The organism is Sphingomonas qomolangmaensis, assembly GCF_024496245.1.
Taxonomy (GTDB): domain Bacteria; phylum Pseudomonadota; class Alphaproteobacteria; order Sphingomonadales; family Sphingomonadaceae; genus Sphingomonas; species Sphingomonas qomolangmaensis.
Genome location: NZ_CP101740.1, coordinates 930,554 through 943,283 on the forward strand (window position 1 = coordinate 930,554; position 12,730 = coordinate 943,283).

General features: G+C 67.6%; 12 protein-coding genes. 6 read left to right on the forward strand and 6 right to left on the reverse strand.

What is annotated here, in order from left to right:
- The first annotated feature begins 16 nt into the window (after positions 1–16).
- Together purM and purN are read left to right on the forward strand one after the other, a co-directional pair.
- Complete coding sequence (gene purM / locus NMP03_RS04475; RefSeq protein ID WP_256507327.1) at positions 17–1,123, forward strand: phosphoribosylformylglycinamidine cyclo-ligase; 1,107 nt, start codon at positions 17–19, stop codon at positions 1,121–1,123.
- Positions 1,113–2,078, forward strand: a complete 966-nt coding sequence (gene purN / locus NMP03_RS04480; RefSeq protein WP_256507328.1) for a phosphoribosylglycinamide formyltransferase — start codon at positions 1,113–1,115, stop codon at positions 2,076–2,078. Before purM ends, purN begins: the two co-directional genes overlap by 11 nt.
- Here the strand turns inward: purN and NMP03_RS04485 are convergent.
- The 4 genes from NMP03_RS04485 to NMP03_RS04500 all read right to left on the reverse strand — a co-directional run bounded on the left by NMP03_RS04485 (position 2,075) and on the right by NMP03_RS04500 (position 5,004).
- Positions 2,075–2,512, reverse strand: coding sequence for a GFA family protein (locus NMP03_RS04485; RefSeq protein ID WP_455153315.1), 438 nt, complete (start codon positions 2,510–2,512; stop codon positions 2,075–2,077). The two genes, purN and NMP03_RS04485, sit on opposite strands and share 4 nt — an antisense overlap.
- A 10-nt stretch (positions 2,513–2,522) precedes the next feature.
- Positions 2,523–2,945, reverse strand: a complete 423-nt coding sequence (gene ndk / locus NMP03_RS04490; protein WP_256507330.1) for a nucleoside-diphosphate kinase — start codon at positions 2,943–2,945, stop codon at positions 2,523–2,525.
- A 77-nt stretch (positions 2,946–3,022) separates the two neighbouring features.
- Positions 3,023–3,460, reverse strand: coding sequence for a DNA polymerase III subunit chi (locus tag NMP03_RS04495; RefSeq protein WP_256507331.1), 438 nt, complete (start codon positions 3,458–3,460; stop codon positions 3,023–3,025).
- Positions 3,461–3,549: 89 nt separating this feature from the next.
- Positions 3,550–5,004, reverse strand: a complete 1,455-nt coding sequence (locus NMP03_RS04500) for a leucyl aminopeptidase (protein ID WP_256507332.1) — start codon at positions 5,002–5,004, stop codon at positions 3,550–3,552.
- A 162-nt stretch (positions 5,005–5,166) separates the two neighbouring features.
- On the opposite strand from NMP03_RS04500, the gene NMP03_RS04505 reads away from it, so the two are divergent.
- The 4 genes from NMP03_RS04505 to rsmA all read left to right on the forward strand — a co-directional run bounded on the left by NMP03_RS04505 (position 5,167) and on the right by rsmA (position 10,685).
- Entirely contained in the window at positions 5,167–7,413 is a 2,247-nt protein-coding gene (locus tag NMP03_RS04505) for an LPS-assembly protein LptD (protein ID WP_256507333.1), read from the forward strand.
- 89 nt (positions 7,414–7,502) lie between these two features.
- Positions 7,503–8,846, forward strand: a complete 1,344-nt coding sequence (locus NMP03_RS04510) for a peptidylprolyl isomerase (RefSeq protein WP_256507334.1) — start codon at positions 7,503–7,505, stop codon at positions 8,844–8,846.
- Complete coding sequence (gene pdxA / locus NMP03_RS04515; protein ID WP_256507335.1) at positions 8,824–9,861, forward strand: 4-hydroxythreonine-4-phosphate dehydrogenase PdxA; 1,038 nt, start codon at positions 8,824–8,826, stop codon at positions 9,859–9,861. The genes NMP03_RS04510 and pdxA overlap by 23 nt, the downstream gene beginning before the upstream one ends.
- Positions 9,858–10,685, forward strand: a complete 828-nt coding sequence (gene rsmA, locus NMP03_RS04520; RefSeq protein ID WP_256507336.1) for a 16S rRNA (adenine(1518)-N(6)/adenine(1519)-N(6))-dimethyltransferase RsmA — start codon at positions 9,858–9,860, stop codon at positions 10,683–10,685. The genes pdxA and rsmA overlap by 4 nt, the downstream gene beginning before the upstream one ends.
- Before the next feature lie 119 nt (positions 10,686–10,804).
- On the opposite strand, the gene NMP03_RS04525 is transcribed toward rsmA, so the two are convergent.
- Positions 10,805–11,314 carry a tetratricopeptide repeat protein gene (locus NMP03_RS04525; protein ID WP_256507337.1) on the reverse strand — a complete coding sequence of 170 codons (510 nt, stop codon included), beginning with the start codon at positions 11,312–11,314 and terminating at the stop codon, positions 10,805–10,807.
- Positions 11,315–11,348: 34 nt separating this feature from the next.
- Entirely contained in the window at positions 11,349–12,527 is a 1,179-nt protein-coding gene (locus NMP03_RS04530; RefSeq protein ID WP_256507338.1) for an RsmB/NOP family class I SAM-dependent RNA methyltransferase, read from the reverse strand.
- Between the last annotated feature and the right edge of the window lie 203 nt (positions 12,528–12,730).

The following is a 12,730-nucleotide window of genomic DNA, read 5'->3' on the forward strand; positions in this document are numbered from 1 at the left end:
GGCTAGGCGCTGTTCGATGAGCGATTCCGATCGGAGCGGCGGCTCCTATACCTACGCACAAGCAGGCGTGTCGATCGCCGCGGGCAACGCCTTGGTGCGCGCGATCGCGCCGTTGGCCAGGGCGACGCGGCGGCCGGGTGCCGATGCGTCGTTGGGCGGCTTCGGGGGCGTATTCGACCTCAAGGCGGCGGGGTTCACCGATCCGCTGCTGGTGGCGGCGAACGACGGCGTCGGCACCAAGCTGAAGCTCGCGATCGAGCATGACCGCCACGACGGGGTCGGGATCGATTTGGTGGCGATGTGCGCGAACGATCTGATCGTCCAGGGTGCCGAGCCGCTCTTCTTCCTCGATTATTATGCGAGCGGAAAGCTCGACAACGCCGTCGCAGAGCGCGTGATCGCCGGGATCGCCGAAGGGTGCCGCCAGGCCGGATGCGCGCTGATTGGCGGCGAAACCGCCGAAATGCCGGGCATGTATGCCGATGGCGATTACGACCTGGCGGGCTTCTGCGTCGGTGCGGTCGAGCGCGAGGCGTTGCTCGACGGGAGCGCGGTGGCGCCCGGCGACGTCATCCTCGGGCTCGGCTCGGCGGGGGTGCATTCGAACGGCTATTCGCTGGTGCGCCGGCTCGCCGCCGATCGCGGGTGGAAGCTGGATCGCCCGTCGCTGTTCGATCAGGACGTGCTGCTGATCGACGCGCTGATGGCGCCGACCCGGATCTACGTCGCCAGCCTGTTGCCGCTACTGCGCGCGCGCCGGATTCATGGGCTGGCGCATATCACCGGCGGCGGCTTGCTCGAGAACGTCCCGCGGGTGCTCCCCGAAGGCTGCCACGCGATGATCGACGCCGATAGCTGGCCGCTGCCGCGGCTGATGGCGTTCCTGCAGGCGCAGGGGCGAATCGAGCCCGAGGAACTCGCGCGTACCTTCAACTGCGGGATCGGGATGGTGGCGATCGTCGCCGCGGATGAGGCCGACGCGGTTCGCGCCGAGCTCGAAGCCGCTGGCGAAGTGGTCCACCGGATCGGTCGTATCGATGCGGGCGACAAGGGCTGCACTGTCGCCGGATCGGTCGAAACCTGGAGCGCGCGCGCCGCGTGGACTGCGACTCATGCGGGATAAGGCCCGCGTCGCGATCCTGATTTCGGGCAGCGGCACCAATATGGCGGCGTTGCTCTATGCGTCGCGCGCACCCGCCTGCCCCTATGCGGTGGTGCTGGTCGCATCGAACAATCCCGACGCGGCGGGACTGAAGCTGGCGGCGGCAGAGGGTGTTGCCACCTTTGCGCTTTCGCACAAGGGAATGGACCGCGACGGCCACGACGCCGCGATGGACGAAGCGATCCGCGCGAGCGGCGCCGATCATGTCGCGCTGGCAGGTTATATGCGCATCCTCACGCCCGGCTTCGTGCGCAAGTGGGAGGGGCGGATGCTCAACATCCATCCCTCGCTGCTGCCCAAATACAAGGGATTGCATACGCACCAGCGCGCGCTCGACGCGGGCGATGCGCAGGCCGGGTGCAGCGTGCATCTGGTGACCGCCGAGCTCGACGACGGGCCGGTGCTGGGGCAGTGCGCGGTCGCGATCCAGCCCGGCGACACCACCGATACACTGGCCGCGCGCGTGCTGATCGCCGAGCATCAGCTATATGCTCGGACCCTCAGCGACTATGTGTCGCGCGAGGCCGACCCTGACTGGATCGTCGCCAAGGTCGGCGAACTCGCGCTCGCGCTGCCCGAAACCGACGCGCGGCCCTCGCATGGCGCCCCCGGCTGGCGGGTAGGCGGCGAGAAGACGGGCAAATATTTCGCCTATGTCTCGATCCACCATCATGGCGAGGACGCGATCGCGTTGCTGGTCAAGACGAGCGGCGGCGACGAGCAGGCGGCGGTCGTCGACCAGGACCCCGAGCTATATTATCTGCCCAAATTCTACGCGCCCTCGGGCTGGATCGCGATCCGCCTCGATACCGGTCGCACCGATTGGGACCATATCGCCGACTGGCTCGGCCGAAGCTGGCGCAGCGTCGCGCCCAAGCGGCTGACGAAGCTGATGGATGTAGCAGCCGAGTTCTAACGCCGCACGAACCAACTACCTGCGCGTCGCGCGATCAGCTTGGGCAACCATTCGAAAGCCATCGACGTGCTGGTGCGGCGATTGGCAACGCCCTCGAACCGATAATGCGCAGGCTGGCTATCGACGAAAATTTCACCGTCGACATATTGCCGGTCGTCGCGGAACAGCCCCGCCGAAACCGCCAGTTCAGGGCCATCTATCGGCCTATGAAAAATATGGCTTCCGCATGTCCGGCAAAATCCCCGCTCGGCAAAGCCTGAAGACCGGAAAATCGCCATGTCATCGCCCTCGACAACGGCCTCGGGCACCTGAAGCGCCATCCATGGTCCGCTGGTCCAGGTACGGCACTGACGGCAGTGACATACACCAACGTCATGCACGGGCTTGGGCAAGGTGACCCGGACGCCGCCGCACAGGCAGCGTCCGGTTGTCACATCGCCGGTTTCAGCCAACGATTTCTTCAGGCTTGAAGAAATATGCGATCTCGATCGCGGCGTTCTCGTCGCTGTCCGAACCGTGGACGGTGTTGGCTTCGATGCTCTCGGCCAGTTCCTTGCGGATCGTGCCGGCTTCGGCATTGGCTGGGTTGGTCGCGCCCATGATGTCGCGGTTGCGCTGCATCGCGTTCTCACCTTCGAGCACCTGGACGACGACCGGGCCCGAAATCATGAATTCGACGAGCTCGCCGAAGAACGGACGCTCCTTGTGGACCGCGTAAAACCCTTCGGCCTGTTCGCGGGTCATCTGAATGCGCTTCGAAGCGACGACGCGCAGGCCGGCTTCCTCGAGCATCTTGGTGACCGCACCGGTCAGGTTGCGGCGGGTGGCATCGGGCTTGATGATCGAAAACGTGCGGGTCGCGGCCATGGCCGTTCGGCTCCTGCTATAAGGCGTGAATGGAATGGCCGCGCCTTAGTCGGGCACAGGTAGCGATGCAAGCGCGCTCAGGCGGCCTGTTCCCAGCCGCTTTCGGTCTGCTTCCAATACCGCCGCTCGACGCCCTCGCGTTCGGCCAATCGCTTCCACGCGGCGCGGGCGGGATGGATCGCGTCGTCGTCGAAGAAATGGAACGCGCGCTCGAACGCCAGCGCCTCGTCGCGCCAGGTGCCGTCGATCAGCGCGATCATCCGCGCGGCGTTGGCGGGTGCCGGCTCCAACCCGATCAGGATCGGCTGCACCGTGTCGTCGCCCGACCCCGCGCAGGCGTGCGGCAGGAAGCTGTCGGCGGCATAGGTCCACAGCAGCCGGTCGATCGCGCCGCGCTGTTCTTCGCTATCCGACACGATCAGCAGCCGCTGCCCGCTGCCAAGCACCTTCTGCGCGATCTGCGGCAGCGCGCGTGCGAGCGGCGTGAGCGTCAGATGATAGAAATCGACCTGCATTCGCGCCCTACCCTTCCTTCCCGCCGAGTTGGCCTCGGGCGGGACATACCCTGCCCCGCCCAACCTTGCCCGCTATCAGCAGCGAAGCATCACCCTTCGAAATTGTCGCGCACCAGCCGGTCGAGCACGCGCACGCCGAAGCCGGTCGCACCCTTCTCATAGGTGTTGCCCGGCTTGTCCGACCACACCATCCCCGCGATATCGAGATGCGCCCAGCGCACGCCCGGATCGACGAAGCGCTGGATGAACTGCGCCGCGGTGATCGACCCCGCGCCGCGCGGCCCGACATTCTTCATGTCGGCGATCGGCGAATCGATCAGCTTGTCGTAGGCGGGCGACATCGGGAAGCGCCACAGCGCGTCGCCCGACGCCCGGCTCGCCGCCAGGATCTGCTCGGCGAGCGAATCGTCGTTGGCGAACAATCCGCCATGCTCGCTGCCCAGGCTGATGATCATCGCGCCGGTGAGCGTCGCCAGGTCGACGATCGCCTTGGGGCGATGCGCGTGCTGGACCCAGGTGATGACATCGGCAAGCACCAGCCGCCCTTCGGCATCGGTGTTGAGTATCTCGATCGTCTGCCCCGACATCGACGTCACGACGTCGCCCGGCCGCTGCGCATTGCCGTCGGGCATGTTCTCGACCAGCCCGACGACGCCGATCACGTTCGCCTTGGCCTTGCGCGCAGCGAGCGCCTTCATCGCCCCCGCGACCGCGCCCGCGCCGCCCATGTCCCACTTCATGTCTTCCATGCCCGGCCCCGGCTTGAGCGAGATGCCGCCGGTGTCGAAGGTCACGCCCTTGCCGACCAGCGCGATATCGGGATCGCCGGTGCCGTCGGTGCCGTTCCAGTGCATCGCCAGGATCCGCGCCTCGCGCGCCGAACCCTGGCTGACGCCGAGCAGCGCGCCCATGCCATGCTCAGCCATCGCGGCTTCGTCGAGGATCGTCAGCGTGACGCCGAGTTCCTCGAGGTGGCGGCAGCGGTCGACGAAGCTTTCGGGGTACAGGATGTTGGGCGGCTCCGAGACGAGCGTCCGTGTTAGTTCGAGCCCCTCGTTGAGCGCCTTGGCCTTGGCCCACGCCGCATCGGTGCCGTCGGGGGCGCCGGCGATCGTGATCGCGGCAAGCGTCGGCTTCTGCCGTTCGGGCTGCTTGGTACGATAGACGTCGAACCGCCAGGCGCGTGCCGCCGCCGCGCCCGCGAAGCGCGCGACCGCTGCGGGGCTTGGGCCGGTGCCCGCGAAATCGACGACGATGCCGGCGATACCCGCCGTGAGGAATCGTCCGGCAAGCGCGCCGCCGGCCTTTTCGTGCTCGACCTCGTCACCCGAACCGATCCCCACCAACAGAACCCGCCCGTTGGGCACGAAAATTTCGGCGATCGTCCCGGCTTCGCCGTCGAAGCGCGCAGCGGCGAACGCACCGGCGATTAGCGACCGCGTCGCTTCATCGAAGCGATCGAGCGCGGCTTTGCCGTCGCGCCCGACGATCAAGGCGATCGCTTCGGCGGTTTCGGGGGCGGTGGCGGTAAAGTCGATCTGCATGCGCGAATGCTCTCTCCATCGGGCGCGGGGTGCGCTGGGTTGCCACCATCTAGGGACTGGCGGCGCGACACGCAAAAGGCGCCGATTGCGGAAGCCAGCGCGCGGTGCGATAGGGCGCTGCTGGCCGCTTGTATTTCGCGGCAAAAGGGGACCCTGACCATCGTGAAGCGCCTGGCCCTGTTGCGTACCGCCGCGCTGCCGCTATCCCTCGGCCTCGCGGTCGCGGCGCAGGCGCAGGATCTGCAGGATCGCGTGGTCCCGCCGCCTGCCCCCGAGCAGACCGGCGCCGACCCGCGCACCGATGACGAAATCGATTTCAGCGCCGACCTTCTCGAATACAACACCGATGGCGACGTCGTCGATGCCAGCGGGGACGTCCGACTGTCGCGCCAGGGCGAACGGCTGCGCGCCGACAAGGTCACCTGGAACCGCACCACCGGACAGGTCGTCGCCGAAGGCAATATCGCGGTCACCAACCCGCAGGGCGACATCGCCTATGGCGACCGGATCGAATTGACCGACAGCCTGCGCGACGGGGTGGTGCAGAACATGCTGGTGGTGCTCGAACAGGGCGGGAGGCTCGCCGCCGAACGCGGCGTGCGCGAGGAAGGCGGTATCATCCGCGTGACGCGCGCAGCCTATACGCCCTGCACCGTCACCACCGCCGCGAACTGCCCCAAGGAACCGAGCTGGAAGATCAATGCGCGCGAGGTCACCTACGACCCTGCCCGCAGCCGGGTGCGCTACAAGGGCGCGCGGATCACCCTGCTCGGCCTCACTCTGCCGCTGCCCAGCTTCTCGCACACGATCGGCGGCAAGAGCGCGGCAGGCGTGCTCGCCCCCGAGATTCGCTATGGCCGGGTCAACGGGCTCGAATTCGCGCTGCCCTATCATTTCGAAATGGGGCCCAATCGCGACCTGACGATCACCCCGCGGGTGTTCACCGGATCGCTGCCGATGCTCCAGGCTGATTATCGCGAACTCAACAGCCTCGGCGCGTTCCGCATCAATGCCTATGGCACCTATAGCCGGCGCAGCGACGACCTGATCGTCACCGACGTGCCGGCCACCAGCGAGAACGCGTTTCGCGGCTATGTCGATGCTTCGGGCCGTGCGCAATTCACCCCCGAATGGAGCGCCTATGCATCGATCCGGGTAGCCACCGATCGCACCTTCCTGCGACGCTACGATATATCCCGCGACGACCGGCTGCGCAGCAATGTCGGGGTGATGCGGATCACCCCCGACAGCTATTTCGCGATCAATGGCTGGGCGGTGCAGTCGCTCCGGCTTGACGGTACCGGCACCGCGCAGCCGCTGGCGCTGCCCGAGATCGATTATCGCAAGCGGATGGAAGACAGCTTGCTCGGCGGCCGCTTCACCTTCCAGCTCAACAGCCTCGCGATCGGTCGCAAATCAGGCCAGGACACGCAGCGCGCCTTTGCCTCGGCGCTGTGGGAATTGCGCCGGGTGACGACACTCGGCCAGGAAGTGACATTCAGCGCGCTCGCCCGCGCCGATGTGTACAACACGCAGGACACGCTGCTGACCAGCGTCGTGTCGTATCGCGGTGACGAAGGCTTTTCGGCGCGCGCGATCGGTGCCGCCGCGGTCGACGTCAAATGGCCGTTCATCGGCGAGGCGCTGGGGGGCACACAGCGCTTCACGCCGCGCGTACAGATGGTGGTGGCGCCGCATGTCGAAAATCTGTCGATCCCAAACGAAGACGCACGCGCGGTCGACCTCGAGGATTCGAACCTCTTCGCGCTCAATCGCTTCCCCGGCTATGACCGGTTCGAGGATTCGACGCGGTTTACCTACGGGCTCGATTATGCGCTCGACCTTCCTGGCATCGCGATCAATGCCAATGTCGGGCAAAGCTATCGTCTGACCGAGCGGTCCGCCTTGTTCCCCGACGGCACCGGGCTCAACGATCGCTGGTCCGATTTCGTCGGTCGCACCGAAATTCGCTTTCGACAGTTCGTCAGCTTCACCCATCGCTATCGTATCGACAAGGATGGGTTCGCGCTTCGCCGCAACGAGATCGACGCGACGATCGGATCGCGCCAGACGTATGCCCAGATCGGCTATCTCCGCCTGAACCGCGACATCGGTATCGAACTCGAGGATCTGCGCGACCGCGAAGAGGCGCGCGTTGCGGGCCGGGTCGCGTTCGCGCGGCTGTGGTCGGTGTTCGGTTCGGCGACGGTCGACCTCACCGACCGCAGCGAGGACCCGCTGTCGCTGTCGGATGGCTTCGATCCCGTCCGCCATCGGATCGGGGTCGAATATGAGGACGATTGCCTGCGGCTCGGCATTGCGTGGCGACGTGACTATACCGACATCGGCGATGCACGCCGCGGCAACAGCTTCCTGCTGACGCTGGCATTGACGAACCTGGGGCGCTAAGGTGAGGTTCAGGCTCGTAATGACATGGCAACGCCGCCGGCGGGTATTCGCCTCGGCGCGTGATGGGGTAACCGGATTTGGGTACGAAGATGAAGCGCCTCGGCGCACTTGCCGCCGCCACGATGCTCGCGGGTATCGCCGCTGCGCAGACGGTGAGCGATCCGCAGGCGGGAGCCGGACAGGACACGCCGGCAACCAACCTCAACCTGCCGAGCAATCTGCAGGTGTTCGGCAAGGTCGATCCCAACATCCGCAAGGCGACCGCGATCGTCAACGAAACCGTGATCACCGGCACCGACGTCGATCAGCGCCTGGCGATGATTACCGGGCTTCGCGGCGTAAAGGTGAGCGATGCCGAGCGCGACCAGCTGCGGCTGCAGGTGCTGCGCGCGATCATCGACGAGACGCTGCAGATCCAGGCCGCGGCCAACGAAGACATCAAGGTCGCACCCGCCGAGATCGAACAGAGCTTCACGCGGGTCTCGCGCAATTTCCAGCGCACGCCCGAACAGATGAAGGCGTTTCTCGAACAGATCGGTTCGTCCGAGCGGTCGCTGCGGCGGCAGATCGAGGGCGAGCTCGCTTGGACGCGGCTGCTCCGCCGCCAGGTCGAGCCCTTCATCAGTGTCGGCGAGGAAGAGGTGAAGGCGATCATCGCGCGCCTCGAGGCAGCCAAGGGGACAGAGGAAGCGCATCTGAAGGAAATCTACCTCAGCGCCACCCCCGATCGCGCGGCTGAAGTGCTCGAAAACGGTCGCAAGATGATCGAACAGATGCGCGGTGGCGCGCCGTTCGAGTATTTCGCGCGCAACTTCTCCGAGGCGACGACCAAGGCGGTCGAGGGCGATCTGGGCTGGATCAATCCCGCCGTGCTCCCCGATCAGCTGGCGGCGGCCGCCAAGACGATGCAGGTCGGCCAGATTGCTGGCCCGATCGCGATCCCGGGCGGCTATTCGATCCTGTACATGGTCGACAAGCGGCAGGTGCTGACCGCCGACCCTCGCGACGCGCGGCTCAGCCTGCGGCAGATGTCGGTGAAGTTCCCCACCGCGCTCACCCAGGAGCAGATCCAGGCGCGGGCCGCCGAGTTCGCGCAGGTGACGCAGAAGATCCAGGGCTGCGGCAACGTCAATGCTGTGGCGCAGCAGATTGGCGCCGAGGTCGTCGACAACGACGCGATCCGCATTCGCGAGCTGCCCGCGCAGTTGCAGGACCTGATGATCAACCTGCAGGTCGGCCAGGCGACGCCGCCGTTCGGTTCGCCGACCGAGGGCGTGCGCGTGCTGGTGCTGTGCGGTCGTGACGATCCAGCGACCGCCAATGCGCCCAATCCCGAGCAGATCCAGGCGGGGCTCGAGCAAGAGCGCGTGAACTTGCGCGCCCAGCGGATGCTGCGCGATCTTCGCCGCGATGCGATCGTCGAATATCAATAACCCCGCGACCCCCGGCGCGATGATCCGCCCGCTCGTCGTACCGCTGGGCGATCCCGCGGGGATCGGCCCCGAAATCGTCGCCAAGGCGTGGGCGCATCGCCAACTGCACGGGCTCGCACCGTTCTTTGCGGTGGGCGACCCGCGATCGATCGAGCAGGTCTGGGACGGCCCCGTGGCGCGCATCGCCTATCCCGACGAGGTGGCGAGCGTATTTGACACCGCGCTGCCGGTGCTCGCGGTACACGATGCCGGCATGGTGACCCCCGGCAACCCCGATGGCGAGGGCGCGCGCAGTGCACTTGAATCACTTGAGCTCGCGGTCGGCCTCGCACGGTCGGGGGCGGCGGGTGCGCTGGTGACCGCGCCGGTATCGAAGACGCAGCTGTATCGCATCGGCTTCCAGCATCCGGGGCAGACCGAATTCATCGCCGAGCGGTGCGGCCTGGCGCCCGAGAATACGGTGATGATGCTCGCCGGGCCGACGCTGCGCGTGGTGCCGGTGACGACACATGTCGCGCTGTCGGCGGTGCGCGGGTTGCTGTCGATCGAGCTGATCGTCGCCAAAGCGCGGGTGACGGCGCGCGGGCTGACCAAGAATTTCGGGATCGAACGGCCGCGGCTCGCCTTTGCGGGACTCAACCCGCATGCCGGCGAGGACGGGGCGTTGGGCAGCGAGGAGATCGAGATCATCGCCCCGGCGATCGAGCAATTGCGCGCCGAGGGGATCGACGCGGTCGGGCCGCTTGCCGCCGACACGATGTTCCATGCCAGGGCACGCGCCGGGTATGATGCGGCGATCTGCTGCTATCATGACCAGGCGCTGATCCCGCTGAAGACGCTGCACTTCGACGAGGGGGTGAACATCACTTTGGGGCTGCCGATCGTGCGGACTTCGCCCGACCATGGGACCGCGTTCGGGATTGCGGGGAAGGACTGTGCCGAGCCCGGCGCGATGATCGCGGCGATCCGGATGGCGGCGAGCGCTGCCGAGCGTCGTCTGACCCGCAGCGCATGACGGTGGCCTTGCCGCCGCTGCGCGAGGTGATCCGGGCGCATGGGCTGACCGCGAGCAAGGCGCTGGGGCAGAATTTCCTGTTCGACCAGCAATTGCTCGACCGGATTGCTCGGGTACCGGGCGATCTTTCGGGAGCCGAGGTGCTCGAAGTCGGGCCGGGTCCGGGCGGGCTTACCCGGTCGCTGCTGGCCGCCGGGGCGCGGGTGACGGCGATCGAGCGTGACCGGCGGTGTATTCCGGCGCTCGCCGAACTGGGCGAGGCGTATCCGGGGCAGCTGACCGTCATCGAGGGCGATGCGCTGGCGATCGACCATGCGGGGCTGTTCGAGGGCAAGCCGCATGTGGTGGCCAACCTGCCCTACAACGTGGGCACTGCGTTGTTCGTCGGGTGGCTGTCGGCCGGCTGGACGCCGTGGTGGGAGAGCCTGACGCTGATGTTCCAGCGCGAGGTGGCCGACCGGATCGTGGCGCAGGCCAATGACGACGCCTATGGGCGGCTGGCGGTGCTGGCGCAGTGGCGCAGCACCCCGCGAATCGCTATGCCGGTGCATCGATCGGCCTTCACCCCGCCGCCCAAGGTGATGTCGGCGGTGGTGCATGTGGTGCCCGGCGACCAGCCCGATGGGGTGCGGCTGCGCACGCTCGAGACGCTGACCGCGGCGGCGTTCGGGCAGCGGCGCAAGATGCTGCGCGCCAGCCTGAAGGGGATGCCGGGGGCGCTGGCGGCGGTCGAGGGGTTGGGGATCGATCCTACGCGGCGGGCGGAGACGGTTAGCGTAGGCGAGTTTTGTGCGATTGCGCGGGTGATCGATGCGGGGAAATAGGGGCTTGGGCTAACCCCCTGCCCCGTTCGCCCTGAGCTTGTCGAAGGGCGGCCCGCATTTTCGGCTGGACCGCACTTTGAAGGTTCGGGGCGTGCTTCGACAAGCTCAGCACGAACGGATTAGTTTTTGCCTGCCACCGGTGGGGCCGTCGTAGTCGCTGCCGCGGTTGCCGTTACCGGCGGGCCTTTCGCGATCACCGCCGCCAGCCTCGTCGCGTCGCCGCACTCGGCCTTGCAGAGCGTGCGGATCTTGGCGAGATTTTCCTTCGCCTTCACCACCGCGCCCTTTTGCACCAGCGCCTCGCCCTGGCCGCGCAGTGCGGCGACGTCGTTGGGCTCGAGCGACAGCGTCTCGCGGTACAGGCGGATCGCCTTGCCGGGGAGGTTCTGCGCGCGTGCGACCTCCGCCAGCACGACGAAGGCTTCGCGGTTGCGCGGATCGACCACGAGCGCGGTTTCGAGCAGGTCGTTCGCGCCGGTCAGATTGCCCGCGGCGCGTGCCGTCTTGGCGCGTTCGACCAAGGCCACCGATCGCGCGTCGATCTGGTCGTCGGGGCGCTGGCCGTGGAGCGAGGTCGAGATGCTGACCGCTGCGAGCGACAGGGCGATGGTGACGGTGGTGAACCGCATGATCTTCTCCGAAACAGACACAGCTAGCTGGCTATCATGTGGTGCGCAGCATCGCGACAAAAAAGCCGTCGGTCGAATCCGATGCCGGCGTCAGCCGCATCCCCGCGCCGTGGCGGGTGCCCGCGGGCAGGTCGATCGCCGCCGCCTGCCAGCCGGGATGGCGTTCGAGGAAGGCGGCGGCCTGGTCGGCGCCCTCGGCATCGAGCAGCGAGCAGACGACATACACCACCGCGCCGCCGGGCCGCACCAAGGTTGCCGCGAGATCGAGCAGGCGTGCCTGCGTCGCCTCGAGCTTGGTCAGCCGATCGGCGGTGAGCCGCCAGCGCGCCTCGGGATTGCGGCGCCAGGTGCCGGTGCCCGAACAGGGCGCATCGATCAGCACGACATCGGCGCGTGCGGTCTCGTCGGCGAGCATCTCTGCCTCATGCCCCGGATTGAGCAGCAAGGTGCGCGCGATCGTCACCCCGGCGCGCTCGGCGCGCGGCGGCAGGCGTTGCAGCCGCCCGCGATCGGTATCGGTGGCGAGCAGATCGCCCTGGTTCGCCATCGCCGCGGCGAGCGCGAGCGTCTTGCCCCCTGCCCCCGCGCACAGATCGATCACGCGCATCCCCGGCGCGACGCCGCAGGCGAGCGTCACCAGCTGGCTGCCGGCATCCTGCACCTCGATCAGCCCCGAATCATAGGCGGGATGCTTGTCGACCGAGGTATCGGGGGGCAGCCGCAGCGCATCGGGGGCGAAGGCGAGCGGCTGCGCACCCTCGATCGCGATATCGTCGCGCGCGGCGAGCAGCCGGTTGACGCGGATGTCGAGCGGCGCGCGTTCGAGCAACGCTTCCTGCTCGGCCTCGCCCAGCCCTGACGCGGCGAGCGCGGTGACCAGCCAGGCGGGGGCGACGCCGGGGACGGCGGCCTTTTCATTGGGGTTGATCGCGGGCGGGCCGTAGGTGGACCCGTCGAACGCCGCGGCGACGCCGGGGAGGCGCTGCGCCAGCGCGAGCATCGCCGCGCGCCCGTCGCGCGGCAGCTCGCCGCACAGCCGGATCGCGTCATAGACCAGGTTGCGCACCGCGCGCCGATCCTTCGACCCGGCATAGCGCCGCGCGGCGAATCCGCGCGCGATGATCGTATCGGCCGCCGCCCCGCCCTCGCGCGCCGCGGCGATGATGAGGTCGAGCAGGTCGATCGCGGCCTGGACGCGTGCCGGCGGCGTCATGCGGGGCGGCCCGAAAGGGTCGGAAGGCTACAAAAGCTACAGTACGTACCCCCCGGATTCGCCCCTTCCGGGTGGTGGCGGGGGGTGCGGATGGCGGCGCGGCTTCGCGCGCGCGGGGTATGGTGGGGCGGGTTCGACGGGGTGGTCGTGGTGCGGGTGTGGAGGGGGTGCATGGGTTCGGGCGTAGCCGAATGGGGGCTTGT

Bases quoted from the DNA above. Each gene is read 5' to 3' on its own strand.
- purM (WP_256507327.1), top strand. From the start codon at position 17: ATGAGCGATTCCGATCGGAGCGGCGGCTCCTATACCTACGCACAAGCA.
- purN (WP_256507328.1), top strand. From the start codon at position 1,113: ATGCGGGATAAGGCCCGCGTCGCGATCCTGATTTCGGGCAGCGGCACC.
- ndk (WP_256507330.1), bottom strand. From the start codon at position 2,945: ATGGCCGCGACCCGCACGTTTTCGATCATCAAGCCCGATGCCACCCGC.
- NMP03_RS04495 (WP_256507331.1), bottom strand. From the start codon at position 3,460: ATGCAGGTCGATTTCTATCATCTGACGCTCACGCCGCTCGCACGCGCG.
- NMP03_RS04500 (WP_256507332.1), bottom strand. From the start codon at position 5,004: ATGCAGATCGACTTTACCGCCACCGCCCCCGAAACCGCCGAAGCGATC.
- NMP03_RS04510 (WP_256507334.1), top strand. From the start codon at position 7,503: ATGAAGCGCCTCGGCGCACTTGCCGCCGCCACGATGCTCGCGGGTATC.
- pdxA (WP_256507335.1), top strand. From the start codon at position 8,824: ATGCGATCGTCGAATATCAATAACCCCGCGACCCCCGGCGCGATGATC.
- rsmA (WP_256507336.1), top strand. From the start codon at position 9,858: ATGACGGTGGCCTTGCCGCCGCTGCGCGAGGTGATCCGGGCGCATGGG.
- NMP03_RS04525 (WP_256507337.1), bottom strand. From the start codon at position 11,314: ATGCGGTTCACCACCGTCACCATCGCCCTGTCGCTCGCAGCGGTCAGC.
- NMP03_RS04530 (WP_256507338.1), bottom strand. From the start codon at position 12,527: ATGACGCCGCCGGCACGCGTCCAGGCCGCGATCGACCTGCTCGACCTC.